At 74.8% G+C, this 18,616-nt stretch carries 12 protein-coding genes; 5 read left to right on the forward strand and 7 right to left on the reverse strand.

From position 1 onward, the window contains the following. Positions 1–59: 59 nt before the first annotated feature. The 6 genes from PV789_RS28810 to rfbH all read right to left on the reverse strand — a co-directional run bounded on the left by PV789_RS28810 (position 60) and on the right by rfbH (position 11,024). Positions 60–3,716 carry an ABC transporter ATP-binding protein gene (locus tag PV789_RS28810; protein WP_274975438.1) on the reverse strand — a complete coding sequence of 1,219 codons (3,657 nt, stop codon included), beginning with the start codon at positions 3,714–3,716 and terminating at the stop codon, positions 60–62. Further along, a complete protein-coding gene (locus tag PV789_RS28815; protein ID WP_274975439.1) occupies positions 3,716–4,873 on the reverse strand; it encodes a lanthionine synthetase C family protein in 1,158 nt (385 codons plus the stop codon). The genes PV789_RS28810 and PV789_RS28815 overlap by 1 nt, the downstream gene beginning before the upstream one ends. After that, complete coding sequence (locus PV789_RS28820) at positions 4,870–7,833, reverse strand: lantibiotic dehydratase (RefSeq protein ID WP_274975440.1); 2,964 nt, start codon at positions 7,831–7,833, stop codon at positions 4,870–4,872. The genes PV789_RS28815 and PV789_RS28820 overlap by 4 nt, the downstream gene beginning before the upstream one ends. After that, entirely contained in the window at positions 7,830–8,858 is a 1,029-nt protein-coding gene (locus tag PV789_RS28825) for an LLM class flavin-dependent oxidoreductase (RefSeq protein WP_274975441.1), read from the reverse strand. The genes PV789_RS28820 and PV789_RS28825 overlap by 4 nt, the downstream gene beginning before the upstream one ends. Positions 8,859–9,071: 213 nt before the next feature. After that, a complete protein-coding gene (locus tag PV789_RS28830) occupies positions 9,072–9,251 on the reverse strand; it encodes a hypothetical protein (RefSeq protein ID WP_274975442.1) in 180 nt (59 codons plus the stop codon). Positions 9,252–9,701: 450 nt separating this feature from the next. Further along, the gene (gene rfbH, locus PV789_RS28835; RefSeq protein ID WP_274975443.1) at positions 9,702–11,024 is read right to left on the reverse strand and encodes a lipopolysaccharide biosynthesis protein RfbH; all 1,323 of its coding nucleotides are present in this window, start codon (positions 11,022–11,024) and stop codon (positions 9,702–9,704) included. 290 nt (positions 11,025–11,314) lie between these two features. Between rfbH and PV789_RS28840 the strand changes: the two genes are divergently transcribed. Next, entirely contained in the window at positions 11,315–12,310 is a 996-nt protein-coding gene (locus PV789_RS28840) for a Gfo/Idh/MocA family protein (protein WP_274975444.1), read from the forward strand. 18 nt (positions 12,311–12,328) lie between these two features. Here the strand turns inward: PV789_RS28840 and PV789_RS28845 are convergent, their stop codons facing one another. Next, entirely contained in the window at positions 12,329–13,582 is a 1,254-nt protein-coding gene (locus PV789_RS28845; RefSeq protein ID WP_274975445.1) for an activator-dependent family glycosyltransferase, read from the reverse strand. A gap of 207 nt (positions 13,583–13,789) precedes the next feature. Between PV789_RS28845 and PV789_RS28850 the strand changes: the two genes are divergently transcribed. The 4 genes from PV789_RS28850 to PV789_RS28865 all read left to right on the forward strand — a co-directional run bounded on the left by PV789_RS28850 (position 13,790) and on the right by PV789_RS28865 (position 18,534). Further along, on the forward strand, positions 13,790–15,064 hold the full coding sequence (locus PV789_RS28850; protein ID WP_274975446.1) for an activator-dependent family glycosyltransferase: 1,275 nt from the start codon (positions 13,790–13,792) through the stop codon (positions 15,062–15,064). Between the two features lie 190 nt (positions 15,065–15,254). Then, positions 15,255–16,190 carry an ABC transporter ATP-binding protein gene (locus PV789_RS28855; RefSeq protein ID WP_274975447.1) on the forward strand — a complete coding sequence of 312 codons (936 nt, stop codon included), beginning with the start codon at positions 15,255–15,257 and terminating at the stop codon, positions 16,188–16,190. Positions 16,191–16,192: 2 nt separating this feature from the next. Continuing rightward, positions 16,193–17,386, forward strand: coding sequence for an ABC transporter permease (locus PV789_RS28860; RefSeq protein ID WP_274975448.1), 1,194 nt, complete (start codon positions 16,193–16,195; stop codon positions 17,384–17,386). Further along, a complete protein-coding gene (locus PV789_RS28865; RefSeq protein ID WP_274975449.1) occupies positions 17,383–18,534 on the forward strand; it encodes an ABC transporter permease in 1,152 nt (383 codons plus the stop codon). The genes PV789_RS28860 and PV789_RS28865 overlap by 4 nt, the downstream gene beginning before the upstream one ends. The last annotated feature ends 82 nt before the right edge of the window (positions 18,535–18,616 follow it).

Here is an 18,616-nt window from a genome sequence, read left to right on the forward strand (position 1 = left end):
CGCACGCCGGTGACGCCACGGGGTGACGGGGCACCCGCGCCGGTCGGGGCCGCCCGGTCTCAGACCGGCACCGGCCCCGCCCCGCTGCTCCGCCACAGGCGGGCGTAGACGCCCCCCGACGCCGACAGCTCCCCGTGCGTGCCCGTCTCGACCACCCGCCCGCCGTCGAGCACCGCGATCCGGTCCGCGCGGGCGGCCGTCGCCAGGCTGTGGGTGACCACGAAGGTCGTCCTCCCCCGGGACAGACGGTCCATCGCCGTCAGCACGGCGCGCTCGGTGCCCGGGGCCAGCCCCGCGGAGGGCTCGTCCAGCAGCAGCACGTCGGGGTCCACCAGCTGCGCCCGCGCCAGCGCGACGAGCTGGCGCTGCCCGGTGGACAGGCCGCGCCCGCGCTCGCCGACCGGGTGGCGCATCCCCCGGGGCAGGGCCGCCACGGCGTCCAGGGCGCCGACCGCGCGCACGGCCTCCTCCACCTCGCGGTCGCCCGCCCCGGGGCGTCCGTAGCGCACGTTGTCCGCGACGGTCCCGGTGAACAGGTGGGGCTCCTGGGGGACCACGCCGAGTCTGCGCCGGTGCTCGGCCGGGTCGAGGTCGCGCACGTCCGTCCCGTCCACCAGGACCGCTCCCCGGTCGGGGTCGTGGAAGCGGGCGATGAGCCTGACCACGGTGGACTTCCCGGCGCCGGTCCCGCCGACCAGCGCCACGGTCTCGCCCGGGTCGGCGGACAGGGTGATGTCGGCCAGGGCGGGCCCGCCCGCGCCGGGGTAGGTGAAGCCGACCCCCTCCAGGCGCACCCGGCCGCCGCCCCGCCGGACCGGTGCGGGGACCGCCCGCCGGGAGGCCGCGGCGGTGGGCGGCGTGCGCAGCAGCCCGCCGATGCGGTCCACGCCCACGCGCGCCTGCTGGTAGCTGTCGAAGACCACCGACAACTGCTGGAACGGGGCGTAGAACATCCCCAGGTAGAGCAGGAACGCGGTCAGGACGCCCACCGACAGGGTGCCCTCCGCCACCCGGTACGCACCCGCCCCGAGGACGGCGGCGGTGGACACGTCCCCGAGCAGGGTGACGAACGGGAAGTACAGGGCGATGTGGCGCTGGGCGGTCAGCCGGGTCCTGCGGTAGCGGTCGGACAGGGCGGCGAAGCGCTCGCTCGCGCCGTCCTCGGCCCCGGCCGCCTGGGACTCGCGCGCCCCCGCCACCTGTTCCTGGAGGTCGGCGTTGACCTCCCCGATCCGTTCCCGGGACAGGTGGTAGGCCAGCGACACGCAGCGGCGGAAGTACAGGGTCGCGGCGAGCAGCACCGGCAGGACCGCCAGGGCGACCAGGGCCAGGCCCGGGTCCAGCAGCAGCATCGCCGCGACCATCCCCAGCACGGTGGCGCCGTTGACCACGACGATGGTCAGCCCGCTCTCCACGAACGTGGACAGCGCGGTGACGTCGGTGGTCATGCGGGTCATGGTCCCGCCGCCGCGCTCGCGCTCGTGGAAGTCCACGCCGAGCCGGTGCAGGTGCCGGAAGACGCGCAGGCGCAGGGCGTACAGGGCGCTCTCCCCGGTCCGGGTGACCACGCGGGGCTGGAGGGCCAGAACCCACCAGTTGACCGCCACCAGTGCCAGGGCCGCCGCGCCCGCGGCCGCGACCGCGCCCGCGTCGCCGGGGGCGACGCCCCGGTCCAGGCCCCAGCGCAGCACCACGGGCAGGGCGGTGGTGGCCAGGGCGTCGGCCAGGACCAGCAGGACGGCGAGCGCCAGCAGGGCCCGGACGGGGGCCAGCACCCGGCGGACGCCGAAGCGCGCTCCGGGCTCCTCCGGCGGCGTGCGGTCCAGGCGCCCGGCGGGGCGGTCGTCGGCGGCGGGCAGCGCCGCCTCGTCGGGGTCGGCGGTCTCCGGCACGGGTTCGGGCCACAGGGGGGAGCCGCCCCCGTCGGAGGTCGGGGCCGGCTCCTCGACGCCGCCCCCGTCCCCGGCGCACAGCCGCGTGAAGAGCGGGCAGCGCCGGGTCAGTTCCGCCTCGGTGCCCACGTCCACCACCCGGCCGCCGTCGAGCACCGCGATCCGGTCGGCGAGGGCGAGGGTGGACCTGCGGTGGGCCACGAGCAGGACGGTGCGGTCGGCGGTGACGTCGGCGAGCGTGGCGACCATGGCGGCCTCGGTGGCGGCGTCCACGGCCGAGGTGGCGTCGTCCAGCACCAGGACGCGGGGGTCGCCCAGGAGCGTGCGGGCCAGGGCCACGCGCTGGCGCTGGCCGCCGGACAGGGTCAGGCCGCGCTCGCCCACGGGGGTGTCGTAGCCGTCGGGGAGCGCGCGGACGAAGCCGTCGGCCCCGGCGGCGCGGGCCGCCGCGCGGACCTGCTCGCGGGTGGCGTGCGGGCGTCCGTACGCGATGTTGTCGGTGACCGTGCCGGAGAACAGGAACGGCTCCTCGAAGGCCACGCCGACCGCGGCGCGCAGCGAGCGCAGGCGCAGCGAGCGCACGTCCACCGCGCCGCCGGGAGGGCCGATCCGCACGGCGCCGCCGGTGGTGTCGTAGAAGCGGGGCAGCAGCAGCGAGACGGTGGACTTGCCCGACCCGGCGGGGCCGACCAGCGCCAGGGTCTCGCCGGGGCGCACGCGCAGGGACAGCCCGTCGAGCACGGTGGAGTCGCGGGTGTAGCCGAAGCGCACGCCGTCCAACTCCACGCCGACCGGCCCCTCGGGCACGTCGGCGGCGTCGGGCGCGTCGGTGACGTCGGGGCGGGAGTCGGCGAGGTCGAACACGCGCAGGGCCGCGGGCCGCACGAGCTGGGCGCTCATGACCAGGTTGGACAGGGACGCCGACGGCGCGGTGAGGGTGACCATGTACCCCGAGAAGGCGACGAGGGCGCCCAGGGACACCTCGCCGCGCGCGACCAGCCACGCGCCCGCCACCAGCACCGCGGCCTGACCGAGGTAGGGCAGCACGCCGAGGGTGGCGCTGGGGGCCGCCTGCATGCGGGCCACCCGCATGCGCTCGCCGAACAGGCGGGCGGCGAGGTCGGCCAGGCGCCGGGTCTCGCGCTCCTCCTGGCCGAAGGCCTTGACGACGCGGACGCCGGTCACGGTCTCCTCGACGTGCTGGGCGATCTCGGCGGCGCGGCGCTGCACGGCCATGGTCGCGGGCGGCATGCGCCTGCTGACCCGCGCCGTCACCACGACGAAGGAGGCCACGACGGCCGCGGCCACGACGGTGAGCGCGGGGGAGAGCCACAGCATCGCGGAGAAGGCGAACACGATGAGCACGAGGCCGCCCAGGGCCTGCGGCGCGGTGGCCAGCAGCCCCTGGACCAGTTGCAGGTCGGTGTTCGCGCGCGACATGACCTGGCCGGTGCGCAGGGTGTCCTGTCTGCCGCCGTCGAGCCGCTGGACCGAGTCGAACACGGCCGTGCGCAGGTCGTGCTGGACGCCCAGGGCGAGCTTGCCGGACAGGAACTGGCGGGCAAACGCCCCGGCGAACTGGAGCGCGGCGGCCCCCAGCAGGGCGAGGGCGAGCACGCCGATCCGGTCCGTGCGCCCCTGGACCGCGTCGTCCACGGCGATCTGGGCGGCCAGCGGGGCCAGCGCGGTCAGCCCGGTCCCCAGGACGGCCGCAGCGGCCACCCCCGCGGTCAGCCCCGGGTGGCGGCGGCAGGCGGACAGCAGCCGCAGGACCCAGTGGCGGCCCCGGTCGGCGGGCGCTTCGGTCGGCGGGGAGCCGGGCATCAGACCTCCGGTGTGACGGGGCGCGCCAGGACGAGCTGCTCCCACGCGGGCCGCGTCCCGGTGGCCGCGTACAGCAGTGCCAGGGCCACGCCCGCGTCCCCTTCGAGGAAGGAGGCGTCGCGGATCATCCCGGCGGGGTTGAAGTAGGTCAGCGGCCCTTCGGCGCGCCGCTCGGCGAGCCAGCCGGTCCAGCGCCGCACGCACTCCAGCCCCTCGGACAGGCCGTGGTCGTCGTGGGCGCGGCGGCCGAACCAGACCAGTCCGGCGGCGCCGTGGCACACGCACCCGTCCGTGATCCCGCAGTCGCGCTCGGGCCGGGTGGCGACCGCCAGGGCGGTGGCGCGGGCCAGGTCGGCGTCGCGCGGGTCCCCGGTGACCCCGGCGGCCGCGGTCAGGGCCAGGGCGATGCCGGGGTCCCCCGAGCACCAGGTGGCGCGGGCGGGCGTGTAGCGCGTCTCGACCCGGTGCGGGAAGACGGCGTGGGAGAAGTCGCCGCGCTGGGCGCGCAGCCAGCGCACGGAGTCGTCGAGCAGCGGGCGTGCGCGCGGGGCGGCGGCCGTCCCGGCGGCCGAGGCGAGGTAGGACACCAGTCCGGCGGTGCCGTGGGCGGCGCCGAGCACCCGGCAGCCCGCGGACTGGTCGGCGCGGCGCGCCGGTGAGTCGCCCAGGCGCAGGAACAGGCCGTCGTCGTCGCGTTCGGCGCGCTCCTCGACCACGTCCAGGACGCCGGAGGTGGCCTTGTCGCGGAACCCGGCGTCGGGGTGGGCCAGGGCGTAGGCGCCCAGGCCCAGCACGCCCATGGGCAGGTCGACCTCGCCCTCGGCGGGGTAGTCGGCGATCCACCGCAGGACCGCGTCGTCCACGGCGCCCAGTCCGGACGGCTCGGTGCCGCGCTCCCGGGCGAGCCGGAGCGCGGTCCACCCGGCCTGGGCGGCGCCACGGTAGAGCCAGGGGCCGGTGCCGCCGCCGGAGCGCAGCAGGCCCATCGCCCCGTGGAAGGCGTCCTCCGCGCGGTGGTCCTCGCCGAGGGCGCGGGCGAACTCCATCCGGGCCACGGCCTGGTCCAGCAGCAGCGGGAACGTGGGGTTCTCGCGCACATGGGCGTCCGTGTCGGCCAGGAACCGCCGCGCCAGGTCCAGCGTGTCAGCGTCGTTCATCGCTTCTTGCCCTCCAGTGCGTGCAGGCGGCGCAGGTGGCGCCGGGCGAGTTCGTGCGCCAGGTACTCCATGCGCACCGCGTCGAAGGCGAAGGTCCGGTTCAGGTGCAGGTGCAGCGCCGACCCGAACACCGACCACCGGCCGCGGGTCCCGGTGCCGGGCTCCAGGGCGGCGGCCAGCGCGCCCAGGGCCTTGGCCACGTCCTCGTCGGGTCGGACCCCCTCCACGTGGGCGCGCAGGGCGGACTCGTGCGCGCGGGCGAACTTGCCGAGGCGGTTGCCCTCGCGGGTGGGGGACACGTCCAGGCCGCCCTGGCACGCGCGCAGGAACGCGTCGCGCTCGTCGGAGGCGGCGAACAGTTCGGTGCACCAGTGGGCGACGTCGGCGACCGCCCGGTAGAGGCGGGCGGACTCGTCGGCCAGGTCCGGCAGCGCGGCGGCGACGCGGTCGCTGGAAGCGGTGAACAGCTCCTCGGCCGCCCGCAGGCCCTCGGTGCCGCCGTAGCGCGCCACCTCGGGCACGTACTCGTCCAGGACGACCCGGCTGACCAGGCCCTCGGCGGCCAGCCGGGCTCCGAGGGCGTCCACGGCGGTGAGCACGCCGGGCCGCGCGGCGGGTCCGGCCGGGCGGACGCGCACCCGCACGTGGTAGCCGTCCCCGTCCTGGTAGCGGAGGAAGAACCACTGGTCGGCCCGCCCGGCGGCGCGCAGGTCCGTGGAGAGCCGGTGGGCGCGCGACACCACCCGGTCGGCGGTGGCGTGCCCGCAGTACAGGCGCGCGTAGACCCAGGCCCGGCCGTGGCCGCGGTCCAGGAGGGCCGTGCCCGCGCCGGTGCCGGGCGGCTCGCGCAGGACGGGTCCGGTGGGCACGACCACCTCGGCGACGTGGCCCCCGCCGGGACCGCGCACGGCGGGCGCCTCGGCCTGGGGCATCTCCACGAAGGCGGTGTCGCGGTCTCCGGCGCGCGCCAAGGCGGCGCGCACCGAGGCGTCCTCGCGCAGGTCCACGGGGAGCACGTGGTCGTACTCGCCGGTGCCCACCCAGGTGCGCCCGCCCAGGCCGGGCAGGCGGTCGCGCAGTGCGGCGGCCGGGGAGGGCGCGGACAGGACCGCGGCGACGTCCCCGGGGCGCAGCAGCCAGCGCTCGGGGGTGACCACGACCCGGCCGCAGGTGACGCGCGGCAGGTGGGGCAGACGGGCCAGCGGACCCCACGACCAGCCCGCTCCCCCGGACGTGGCCAGGTGGCCCAGCACCGCGTAGACCGGGTCCAGGCCGTGGAAGTCGACGTTGTGGGCGGTGTTGAGCTCCACGAGGACGGGGCGGCCGGTGCGTGAGTCGCGCAGCCGGAATCCGTCCGGGCACAGGCGCAGGAGCAGCCGGTCCAGGTGCAGGGTGCCCCCGTGGGCGCCGGTCAGGGCGATGGTCTCGTCCAGCAAACGGGGGCGCACCAGGACGTTGCCGATGCGTCCGCCCGGGTGGTAGACGAGTTCGGCGTGCAGGGGCTCCTCCGCCGCGTCCCCGGCGCGGTACCGCTCGCGGGCGCGGTCCACCTGCTCCCGGGCGCGGTCGGCCACGGCGGGGCGGTGGAGGCCGAACCGGGCCACCAGGGCGTGGGGGGTGCGGCCGACCCCGCCGACGAGCATGCTGTGCGGTCCGTCGTGGGAGGCCGGGTCGGCGTCGCCGAGCAGGACGGCCAGCAGCGCGCGGGAGCCGTCGGTGTCGGCCTCGGGCAGGTGGGCGATGTCCACGGAGCCGCCGTCGAGGTGGCCGCCGTCGGCGGTCCAGCGTCCGAGCAGGTCGAGCAGCTCGGGTTTGACGGTGGGCTCGGCGGGGCGGGAACCGGTGCGCAGGCCCGCCCTCGCGGCGAGTTCGGAGGCGCCGCGCTGAGCGGGCCGCAGCACGCCCGACTCCAGGTCCAGCGCGCTCAGCAGCGGCACCTCGGCGTCCTCGAAGCGCTGGGCGAAGGCGGCGCGGAAGGAGGCCGTGTCGAAGCCGGGGCCGCCTCCGGGGGAGGAGAGGGCGGCGAGGCGGCGCACGGCGGAGCGCAGGTCGGCGACGGTGCGCCGGTCCAGGCTGGCGGCGCGCATGGCGAGTTCGGGGTGCAGGTCGAAGCGTTCGGCGTACTTGGTCCGGGCCAGGGCGGGCGCGTGGTCGGCGGCGCGGTCCCATGCGGTGTCGAGCCGGTCGCGCAGCCCCGGCTCGAAGGGGCGCTCGCCGGCGGCGTCGGTCAGCAGGACGCGCACGGCGGCGGCCCGGTCGCGGTCGCCGACGGCGTCCAGGAGGCGCACGGCCCGGTCGGCGGGCTCGTCGCCGGGGGCGATCAGGCCGTCGGAGGGCTGGAGCAGGCCCCTGTCCCGCAGGCCGCGCACGAAGGTGCGCAGGCGGTCGGGCTCCACGCCGGGCAGCCGCTCGGCGAGCGCGTCGGCGAGGTCGGCGGCGTTCGTCTCGGCGCCGCCGAGGGCCTCCAGGGCAGTGTCGATGGCCTCGGTGCGCCGCACGCTCACCACGGCCGCGGTGGCGTCGCCCGGAGCGGCGAAGCGCACGGCGGAGGGGCCGACGCGGGCCAGGGGGTTGAGGCGCAGGGGGACGCGGTCGGGGTCGGCGGCGGCGAGGGCGTCGGCGACCGTCTCCTCCAAGGCGCGCACGTCCACGCGCACCCGCACGCGGTGCCGGTCGCGCCGGTCGGCCTCCAGGTCGCGGCGGTCCCCGACCGTCAGCGGCGCGGTTCCGGCGAACAGTCCGTAGGGGGTGGCGCGCCCGCCCATGCGCGCGAGGTAGCGCAGCAGGGTGGCGCGGGCGCGCTCCCCGGACGCGGACGCGGTGCGCAGGTGGGGGTCCGCGGCCAGGTCGACGGCCATGGCGGCGACGGGGTCGTGGACGTCGCCCGCGGCGACCATGCGGGCGGACTCCTCGACGCTGAGCAGGGGTACGCGGACCAGGCCGAAGTCCGATCCGCTCACCGGGCACCGCTTCCCGTGGCGGCGGCCCCGGCGGGAAGGGGCCCGTCGGCGGGCGCAGGACGGCCGGTGGGTGTGGTGGTGCCATCGGAGGCGGCGCCGTCGGGAAGGGCCGCGGCCCCGGCGGGGGAGGCCGCGCGGCGGCGCACGGCGGCGAAGACCTCCTCCACGGCGCGCAGGTGGTCCCCGGGGTCGCTGGACAGCTCGGTGACGACCGCCTCGTCGGCGCCGGTGATGGCCAGGACGCGGTGCACGGCTTCGGCGCACTGGTCGGCCGTGCCCGCGCAGTTGACCCGCACGCCCTGGCGCAGGCTGTCGGCGCGCGCCGCGGCGGGGTCGTCGTTGGCGACCAGGGCCAGGGCCACGGCCGTGCGCCCGCCGGGGCGGGCCGCGCGGTAGGCCCTGAGCGTGCTGACGCAGGCGTCCACGTCGGTGTTGAAGAACAGGGCGTGGCAGTAGTGGGTGCCGGTCCTGGCCGCGATCTCGGCGGAGCGGTTCCCGGCGCCGTGCGACCAGAGCTGGAACCCGGTGTCCACCGGATCGACCCATTCGGCGCCCCCGCGCAGGAGGGAGACGGTCGCGTCGATGACGGCGCCCACGTCCTGGCCGCGTTCTCGCAGGTGGGCGAGGTCCTCGGCCGCTCCCCCGCTCACGTCGCCCCGGCCGAACCCGACGTCGAGGCGGTCGGGGCAGAAGTGCGCGGCGGCGGCGACGTCCTCGGCGGTCAGGTGGGGGTCGCGGATCCTGGACAGCGTGACGGCGGTGCCCACCCGCACGCGCCGGGTGTGGCTGCCCAGGACGGCGGCCAGCAGCAGCGGGTTGGTGCTGGGCACGCCGGAGGCGTGGTGCTCGGGCAGCCAGACGCGGCTGTAGCCCAGGCGCTCGGCGAGCAGGGCCGAGGCGAAGGCGGTGTCGCGCTTGTCCCGGACGGGTCGGCCCTCGGTCAGGTCGAGGTACTCCAGCAGGCCCAGCGGCGGCGCGGCGTCCGGCGGCGTCTCCTCGCGGTCCTGCGCTGTGTCGTCGTGCATGGGGGCTGCCTCCTCGGCCGGGTCCGCGCCCGCGGCGCCGCGCTCGCGGAAGGGACGGGGAACACCTGTGGATGTGCCGCGGGGCGGCGGTCGCCGAGCGGCCGCCGCCCCGGGCCTGGTCGTGCCGGGCCGCGGTGGTTCAGGGACGGGGTTCCACCGTCACGGACGGCCGAGTGCCGTCCACGGCCTCTGTGGGGACTGCGGGTCCACCCCCTAGCAGGAGACGGTGTTGGCGCTCGGGCAGGGGGTGCCCCAGCAGGTGGTGCCGAAGGTGATCGGGCCGGGGGCCTCGGCGCCGCTGTTCTCGACGGACCGGCCCGAGCCCGGGGTCTCGAAGGTCTCGGCGTCGACGTCGAGGTTGATCTCGGGGCGGTTGCTGGCGGAAACGGCCATGGGAATGCCTTTCTCGGAACACGGCGACCGTTTTGTCGGTAACGCCTGTTGCGAAATACACATTAGGCTCCGGCCGCGCTGCGGTCTTCATTCACGCGGACCATTTTCCCCTCCTCCTTCGGGACGGGTCCGCGGCCTTCCGCGGGACGACCCCCCGTACCCGGGTGCGGGGGTCGCGCAAAGGAGGCCCCCACCCGAAGGAGGGCCGCGAATGCCCGCGATCCGGGAAACGGACCCGCTTCCACCTGCTTTTATCCCTGACCCGACCGACACGGCGACTGCGGCGCCGCCACCCGCGGCCGGGGCCGCGCCTCCCCGTGTCTCCGCCCCGGGGAGGAGACGCGCCGACCCGAGACGGAAAACCCGGATAACAGCAGAAAGCCGTAAAAATAACCCGGAAAATGGGAAAACCCCGACCGCCGATACGGCGGCCGGGGGCCGGAAACCGCGTCAGAGGACGCCCTTGTGCCGTTCCTTGACGAACTCGGTGATCGAGGAGACCACGTAGTCGATCATCTCGTCCGTGAGCCCGGGGTAGACCCCGGTCCAGAAGGTCCGCTCCGTGGCGATGTCGCTGTTCTCCAGGTCTCCGGACACGCGGTGCGGCCGGTCCAGGTAGGCGGGGTGCCGGGTCAGGTTGCCCGCGAAGAGCAGGCGGGTGCCGATCCGCCGGGACTCCAGGAAGTGGACCAGCTCGGCCCGGTCGAACGGAGCCCCGGGGTCCACGGTGACCACGAAGCCGAACCAGCTCGGATCGCTGTTGGGCGTGGCCTCCGGCAGGATCAGGCCCGGAAGCCCGTCCAGGCCCTCCCGCATCCGGCGCCAGTTGCGGCGCCGGGCCTCGCCGAAGGAGTCGAGCTTGTCGAGCTGGCTCAGCCCGAGCGCCGCCTGGAGGTCGGTCGCCTTCAGGTTGTAGCCCACGTGGGAGAACGTGTACTTGTGGTCGTAGCCGGGGGGCAGCATCCCGAGCTGGTAGCTGAAGCGCTTGCGGCAGGTGTCGCTCTCACCGGGCTCGCACCAGCAGTCCCGCCCCCAGTCGCGCATGGACTCAACGACACGGGCCAGCATGAGGTTGGACGTGAGCACGCAGCCGCCCTCGCCCATGGTGAGGTGGTGCGCCGGGTAGAAGCTGACCGTCGACAGGTCGCCGAAGGAGCCCGTCACCCGCCCGTCGTGGAGGGATCCCACGGCGTCGCAGTTGTCCTCGATCAGGAACAGGTCGCGCTCCTCGGCCAGGCGCGCCATCTCCCGTGCCTCGAACGGGTTGCCCAGCGCGTGGGCGATCATGATCGCCCGGGTGCGCGGGCCGATGGCCTGTTCCACCCTTTCGACCGTGGTGTTGTACGTGCGCAGCTCGATGTCCACGAACACGGGTACGAGCCCGTTCTGGAGGATCGGGTTGACGGTCGTCGGGAACCCGGCGGCGACCGTGACGACCTCGTCGCCGGGGCGCAGCCGCTGGTCCTCCAGCAGGTGCGAGGTCAGGGAGGACAGCGCGAGCAGGTTGGCCGAGGAGCCGGAGTTCGTGAGGTGGGCCTTGCGCCTTCCGAGCCTGCGGGCGAACGCCGACTCGAACCGGCGTGCGCTGGGGCCCGCCGCGATGCGCATGTCGAGTGCGGCCGCGACCAGGGCCACCCTGTCCTCCTCGTCCAGGACCGCCCCCGAGGGCCAGATCTCCGTCACACCCGGAACGAACTCGCGTTCGGTGCGGGTGGACCGGTGGTGGTCGCGGACCGCATCGAGAACCGCCGCCGCCTCGTCACTCGTCGCCATGCGTGGTACTTCCCTCCTGGGCTCGCGGCCCGGACGGGAGCGGACCCCTCCGACCGCTTCCGCGGACACCGGCCCCTCCCGGCCTCCGGGCCCGGGTACAGCGCCGAAAGAATAGGGGAAGCGCCGCGCGGCACCACCCCCTTCAGGAGGGGGGAGCGGGCCCGCTCCCGCTCCGGCGCGGGCGGCGGCGCCCCCGCCCGCCGCGGCTCTGGCAGTATGGCCGCGCCGAGTCCGTGGCCGGCTCCCGCCGCCACCGGTGCCTCGGCAGCGGTCGACACGAGGGAGGTCGTGTGTCCTCGACGCTCGGGGGTACGGGAGCGCCGGTACGGCTCGGACTGGTCGGCTGCGCCGACATCGCCTGGAGGCGCGTCCTGCCCGCCGTTGCGGTGACGCCCTCGGTGGAGCTCGTCGCCGTGGCCAGCCGCGACCCCGCCAAGGCGCGCGCGTTCGCCGAGCGCTTCGGCTGCGAGGCCGTCACCGGCTACGCCGACCTGCTCGCGCGTCCGGACCTGGACGCCGTGTACATGCCACTCCCGGTGGGGCTGCGGCACGAATGGGTGGGCCGGGCCCTGGAGGCCGGGCTCCACGTCCTGTCCGAGAAGCCCCTGACCGTCGGCGAGCGGACTTCGGCCGAGCTGGTCGCCGAGGCCGGTCGGCGCGGCCTGACCGTCATGGAGAACTTCGCGTTCCGGCACCACTCCCAGCACCACGAGCTGAGGCGGCTGTTGGAGGGCGGCGCGGTGGGGCGCACGCGCGCGCTGATGTGCGAGTTCGGCGTGCCGGCGCGCACGCCGGGGGACATCAGGCACGACCCGGCGCTGGGCGGCGGCGCACTGCTCGACGTTGGCGTGTACCCGCTGGGCCTGGCGCAGTTCCTGTTGGGCGACGGCCTGCGCGTACGCGGCGGCTTCCTGGACCACGATCCGGACACGGGGGTGGACGCGCGGGGTTCGGTGCTGCTCTCGGGTCCGGGCGGGGTGGCGGTGCAGCTCGGGTTCGGCTTCGGGATGCACTACCGCAACACCTACACCGTCTGGGGGGAGAAGGGGAGCCTGCGGCTGGACCGGGCCTTCACACCGCCCGAGACGCTGTGCCCCACCCTGGAGCTGCGCACGGACGAGGGGACCGAGGACCTGTCCCTGAAGGCCGACCACCAGTTCCGCAACCTGTTGACGGCGTTCGCGGACAGTGTGCGGGGGCGGGCGGCCGTGGACACGGCGCCGGTCCTGGCCCTCGCCGGCCTGGTCGAACGCGTCCGCGAGGCCGCCGCACACTCCCCGGTCTGAGCGCGTGCGCGCCGGGCGTCAGCCCCTCGCCCGGCGGACGAGCGCGTCGGCGAGGTCGGACGGCGAGGGCATCGCGAGCATCTCGTCGTGCACGCGCGCGGTGCCCCGGGCCAGGAGCGGGTCCTCCATCAGCCGGGAGACCGCCTCGCTGACGTCCCCGGCGGTCATGGTCCGCTGGGGGACGGCGACGGCCGCGTCCCGCGCGGCGAGCATGTCGGCGAGCATCGGATCGTCGAACCAGCTGGGGACGATGACCTGCGGCACGCCCGCGTCCAGTCCCGTGAGCACGGTCCCCCACCCCCCGTGGTCGACCATGGCGGCGCAGGTGGGGGCCAGGGCGTGCAGGGGGACATACTCGACCAGGCGTGCGTTGCCGGGAACGGCGCCGAGCTTCTCCTGCTCGCGGGCGGGCAGGGTGGCCACCACCTCCACGTCCAGGCCGGCCAACCCCTCCAGAAGGTCCCGGAACACGTCCCCGCCCCGGTCCTGACCCATGAGCGTGGTGCCCAGGGTGACGCAGACGCGGGGTCGGTCGGGGGGTGTGCGCAACCAGTCGGGGACGACGGCGCGTCCGTTGTAGGGCACGTAGCGCACCGGCAGGTACTCCAGATGCGCGGGCGTGTCCACCCGCAGGGACGCGGGGACCTGCTCGACGGTGGCCTGGCCGTGGACCAGGGTCTCGGAGAAGTCCACCCCGTACCGGGCGGCCCGGGCCCCCAGCCACTCGGCCAGGGGGTCCTCCCTCCGGGAGGCGGGCTGCTCGCCCATCCGCGCCAGGAAGCGCGCGCGGGTGCGGGCGAAGATGTCGGCCCCCCACAGGTAGCGCACGTGCGCGGCCCCGCACGCCTCCGCGGCGATCGCCCCGGAGAAGCTCACCGAACCCCAGACCACCAGGTCGGGGCGCCAATCCCGGCAGAGGGCGACCAGGTCGTCGACCATGGGGTCGTTGACCATCCGCCACCACCACGGCACCACGCGGCGGTAGCCCTCCAGCAGGTACTCCCAGGGAACCCGTTCGTAGGGGTCGGTGACGCGGCCGAACAGCGGGACGTCGTCGAGGGTGTCGTGGAGGTCGAAGACCTTCATCGTGCGCCAGAAGGAGTGGTCCCTGCCGACGGCGGTGAAGGGCAGCCCCGCCCCCACCGCGACGGGCTCCAGTGCGGGCTGGCTGGCCACCCGGACCTCGTGCCCGGCGGCGCGCAGCGCCCACGCCAACGGGACCATGCCGAGGAAGTGCGGCTTCTCCGCGGCCGCGGCCAAGAGCACACGCATGTCCCGTCCCCTCCTCGAAACGCGTCGGAAGACTAGGGGAGGACGCGTCGGCCCGTCCAACCCCGGTCGGCACCGGGGCGCGCACGCGCCGCCTCCGCCCCCTCGTCCGGAGCTGGTAGACATGGCGCTTCCGCCGGAGCGGCCCCCGCTCCGCGCCCTCCACACCTCGGTGCCCCCCACCGACCGACGACCCCCAGGAGAGTGACCGTGCGCGTCGTCGTGGCGTCCCTCGCCGAGAAGACGAACTTCCTGAGCCTGGTGCCCCTGGCGTGGGCGCTGCGTGCCGCCGGGCACGAGGTCCGGGTGGCCAGCCAGCCCGCGCTGGCGCCCGTGGTGCGGGGGACGGGCCTGCCCTTCGCCGCGGTGGGACGCGACCACGGGTTCTGGCGCCACCTCACCGCCCGGTCCTCCTTCGACGGGATGCGGGGAGGCATCCCCCTCTTCTCCGTGTACGGCCGTGGCGGGCCGGAGGGTCCCTGGGAGGAGACCCTTGAGGAGTACCGGCAGGTCGTCACCTGGTGGTGGCGGATGGTCAACGACCCCATGGTCGACGACCTGGTCGCCCTCTGCCGGGATTGGCGCCCCGACCTGGTCGTGTGGGAGCCCATCACCTTCTCCGGGGCGATCGCCGCCGAGGCCTGCGGGGCCGCGCACGTGCGCTACCCCTGGGGCGCGGACGTGTTCGGCGCCGTGCGCGCGCGCTTCCTGGCGCGGATGGCCGAACAGCCCGCCTCCCGGAGGGAGGACCCCCTGGCCGAGTGGCTGGGGGCCAGAGCCGCCCGGCACGGCGTGGACTTCTCCGAGACCCTGGTCCACGGCCAGGCCACCGTCGAACAGGTCCCCTCCCCGCTCAGAGTGGACACGCCCGCGCACCTGGAGTACCTGCCGGTGCGCTACGTGCCCTACAACGGACGCGCCGTCGTCCCCGACTGGCTGCGCACACCCCCCGACCGACCCCGCGTGGCCCTGTGCCTGGGCACCAGCACGGCGGCGTGGCTGGGCAGGTTCGGGGTGGACGTGGCCGCGGTCCTGGAGGGGTTGGCCGACCTGGACGTGGAGGTGGTGGCCACCCTGCCCGCAAGTGAGCAGGAGAAGCTCGGCGCCGTTCCCGGCAACGCACGCCTGGTCGAGTACGTGCCCCTGCACGCCCTGGCCCCCACCTGCGCAGCCATGATCACCCACGGCGGGACGGGCACCGTCCTGACCGGTCTGGCCCACGGGGTCCCGCAGCTCGTCTCGCCCCGGCCCACCTTCGACGAACCCCTGCTGGCCTCGTCGGTCGCCGCCGGGGGCGCGGCGCTGGTCGTGGACCCCGACCGCCTGGACGCCGGAACCGTCACCGAGGGCGTACGCGCACTTCTGGAGGACCCCCGCCACACCCGGGCCGCCCACGCCCTGCGCGAACGGATGGACGCCATGCCCACCCCCGCCGACCTCGCCCACACCCTCACCACACGCCGGTCCGCATTCCGAAGCAAATGAAACCAGGCCGAAACGCCACATCGAAAACAACCGGAACATAAACGGACACTTTCTGTGGTTCACTGGCCCGGACCGCGGAACGCCACGGAGAAAAGGCGGCGCGGAAAGGGCGCGGCCGCGTCGGGGCGTAACGCGTGAAACAGCCGACCGACCGGCGGACCGCGAAGGCACAGAGGAGCGAGGAGGGCCCGTGCCCATCCTGGAAGTCCAAGGAGTGAGCAAGAGATATGGGAAGAACCTGGCGGTCGACGACGTCAGCTTCTTCATCGACGAGGGGGAGACCTACGGCCTGCTGGGACCCAACGGAGCGGGCAAGTCCACCACGATCGGCATGATCACCGGCATCCTGCGCCGGGACGCCGGGAAGATCCTCGTGGACGGCGTCGAGCACAGCGTCACGAACAGGAAAAGCAAGTCCCTCATCGGGTTCGTCCCCCAGGAACTCGCCCTCTACCACGACCTCAGCGCACGCGACAATCTGCGTTTCTTCGCGCGCATGTACGGGCTCTCCTCATCGGAGGCGCGGAGCCGGACCGAGGAGGTCCTGGAAACAGTCGGCCTCTCCGAGCGCGCCGGTGAGGCCGTATCCAAATTCTCCGGAGGAATGGCCCGAAGGCTCAATATCGGCCTCGGACTGCTCAACAACCCGAGGCTCCTCATCCTCGACGAGCCGACGGTCGGCGTGGACCCCCAGAGCCGCAACTCCATCCTGGAGAGCGTGGACGCCCTGACGCGGGGCGGCGTCTCCGTGCTCTACACGACGCACTACATGGAGGAGGCCGAACGCCTCTGCGACCGCGTCGGCGTCATCGAGGGCGGCCGCATCCGCGCCGAGGGCACGCAACGCGAACTGGTCGCCCAGGTGGGCGAGGACGATACGGTCCTGGTCACCCTGGACTCCCCCGGCGAGAGGCTGCTCGACGCCCTGCGCGCGCTGGACCGCGTGGACGAGGCGACCTGCGAGGGGAACCGGATTAGGCTCCTGACGCCCGACGCCCGGGACGTCCTGCCCCGCATCCTCGACACCCTGACGCGGGAGGGCGCCGGCATCAGGTCGGTCGAGGTCCAGGAGCCGGACCTGGAAGCCGTCTTCCTGCGCCTGACCGGGAAGGGGCTCCGGGAGTAGCCATGGCGAACGGAACCAACACCCTCTCCATGACCGCGGCCATCGTCGCCAAGGACGTGCGCCAGCGGCTGCGGGACGGCAGCCTGCTGGTCTTCGGGCTGCTCCTGCCGCTCGGGGTGGCCTTCTTCTTCAACATGCTGCTCGGCGACGGGACGTCCCAGGGGACGAGCTCGGAGTACGTGGTCGTCGACGGCGACTCCGGATCGCTCGGCGGGGGCTTCGTCGACGAGGCGCTGCGCCCCCTGGAGGACGACGGGGTGCTGGAGCTGTCCGAGGCCGGTTCCGAGCGCGAGGCGCGCGAGGCGGTCGAGACGGGGGCCGCCGACGCGGCCTTCCTCATCCCCGAGGACTTCACCGAGTCGCTAGAGGAGGGCGAGGACGCCGTCCTCACCGTCGTCGGCGACGCGGACTCCCCCGTGGCCACCCACATCGCCCGGGAGATCGGCCGCGCCTACGCCACCGAGCACCACCGCATCCGCCTCGCGATCGCCACCGGCTTCGACTCCGAACCCGACCCGGCCGCCGCGGCCCGGCTCCTGGAGGAGGCGGAGACGGCGGCGCCGCCGCTGACGGTGGTCGAGGACGCGGACCTGGAGTGGCGGGAGCTGGGCACCGCCACCTACTACTCGGCCTCCATGGCGTTCTTCTTCGTCTTCTTCGCGGCGATGTTCAGCGTCACCAGCATCTTCGACGAGAAGGCGGGCGGGACCCTGGCCCGTCTCCTGGCCAGCCCGATCCCGCGGGGGGCGATCCTGGTCGCGAAGCTCTCCAGCGGACTGCTCATCGGCCTGGCGAACATGGCGGTCCTGGCCGTCGCGACGACCCTGTTCTTCGGCGCCGACTGGGGCGACCCGCTGGGCGCGGCGGCGCTGATCACCACGGGCGTGCTGGCCGTCATCGGGCTCACCGCCGCCGTGGCGAGCTTCGCGCGCAGCTCGGAACAGGCCGCCAACTGGCTCTCGGTCCTGGCGATGCTGCTCGGAGCGTTCGGTGGGGCGCTGTTCCCGATCTCGCAGCTCAACGCGCTGGCGGTCGTCAGCTACCTGACCCCCCACCGGTGGTTCCTGCTCGGCCTGGGCGAGCTCTCGGCGGGAGGCCTCGGCTCGGTCCTCCTGCCGTGCGCGGTCCTGCTCGCGCTCGGCCTCGTCGGCTCGACCGTCGCGCTGTTCCGTATGGGACGGATGGTGAACTCATGAAATCGCTGACCATCGGCGTCCTCAACGTACGCCGCGTCTTCCGCGACCGGACGAACATCTTCTTCGTCCTGCTGCTCCCCTTCCTGATGGTCTTCATGATGGGGCTGATGTACGGGGAGGGGAGGCCGGTCCTGGGCGTCGTCGCGCCCTCCGGCGGAGGACTCTCCGAGCGCCTCGTGGACGCCCTGGAGGAGGACGAGCGCATCGACGTCCTGCTTCTGGACGAGACGGAGATGCGCGACCTGGTGGAGGCCGGGGACGTCCAGGCGGGCCTGGTGGTCCCGGACGACTACGGGGACCTGGTTCGCGACGGCGAACAGGTCGAACTGGAGCTCGTCACGCGCGGCAACGACTGGGCCGCCGCGGACGTGGGGACGTGGGTCCGCTCCGTGGTGGCGCAGGAGTCGGCGCTGCTGAGCACCGCCCGGGTCACAGAGGGCGTCCGCGACGACGGGTTCGAGGAGCGCCTGGCGGACGCGGAGGAGACCGAGGTGTCCGGCGTCCGGGTGGAGGTGGTCACCGCGGGTGAGGCCACGTTCCCCGAGGGGGTCTCCTCGCACAGCCTGGCGGCTCCCCCGCTGCTGCTGCTCTACACCTTCATCACGGCGCTGACGACGTCGCTGGGCATCGTCCAGGCCAGACGCTCGGGGGTCCTGCGACGCCTGTACGCCTCCCCCACCTCGGCGGGGTCCATCGTCCTCGGCGAGGCGCTGGGCAGGTTCCTCATCGCCCTGACACAGGCCCTGCTGATCCTCTTCGGGTCGGCCCTGCTGTTCGGCGTCGCGTGGGGGAACCTGTTCGCCACCTCGCTGGTGGTGACCGCGTTCTGCCTGGTCAGCAGCGGCGCTTCGCTACTGCTCGGCAGTCTGGCGAGGACCGAGGGCGGCGCGTTGGCGGCGGCGGTGGGCATCAGCCTCGGGGCGGGCGCGCTCGGCGGCACCATGCTCCCGCTGGAGTCCTTCGGCGACACCATGACCACCGTCGCGTTCCTGACCCCGCACGCCTGGGGCTACGACGCGTTCAGCGCGCTGGTCCGCGACCAGGCCTCACTCCGGGACGTGCTCCCGCACGTGGGCGTGCTCCTCGGGTACGCCGCCGTCCTCCTGGCGCTGGGCGTCTGGCGCTTCCGCGCCGCGGTCACCAGGTAGGCGGGCCCCGGCGGGGTGCCGCGCCCGGCCGTGGCCGGACGCGGCACCCCTTCTCCGGGGGCGGCGGCGGATCAGGCGGACC

The organism is Nocardiopsis camelliae (assembly GCF_028993595.1).
In the GTDB taxonomy this organism is placed as follows: Bacteria; Actinomycetota; Actinomycetes; order Streptosporangiales; family Streptosporangiaceae; genus Nocardiopsis; species Nocardiopsis dassonvillei.

Bases quoted from the DNA above. Each gene is read 5' to 3' on its own strand.
- rfbH (WP_274975443.1), bottom strand. From the start codon at position 11,024: ATGGCGACGAGTGACGAGGCGGCGGCGGTTCTCGATGCGGTCCGCGAC.
- PV789_RS28815 (WP_274975439.1), bottom strand. From the start codon at position 4,873: ATGAACGACGCTGACACGCTGGACCTGGCGCGGCGGTTCCTGGCCGAC.
- PV789_RS28845 (WP_274975445.1), bottom strand. From the start codon at position 13,582: ATGCGTGTGCTCTTGGCCGCGGCCGCGGAGAAGCCGCACTTCCTCGGC.
- PV789_RS28825 (WP_274975441.1), bottom strand. From the start codon at position 8,858: ATGCACGACGACACAGCGCAGGACCGCGAGGAGACGCCGCCGGACGCC.
- PV789_RS28860 (WP_274975448.1), top strand. From the start codon at position 16,193: ATGGCGAACGGAACCAACACCCTCTCCATGACCGCGGCCATCGTCGCC.
- PV789_RS28810 (WP_274975438.1), bottom strand. From the start codon at position 3,716: ATGCCCGGCTCCCCGCCGACCGAAGCGCCCGCCGACCGGGGCCGCCAC.
- PV789_RS28830 (WP_274975442.1), bottom strand. From the start codon at position 9,251: ATGGCCGTTTCCGCCAGCAACCGCCCCGAGATCAACCTCGACGTCGAC.
- PV789_RS28865 (WP_274975449.1), top strand. From the start codon at position 17,383: ATGAAATCGCTGACCATCGGCGTCCTCAACGTACGCCGCGTCTTCCGC.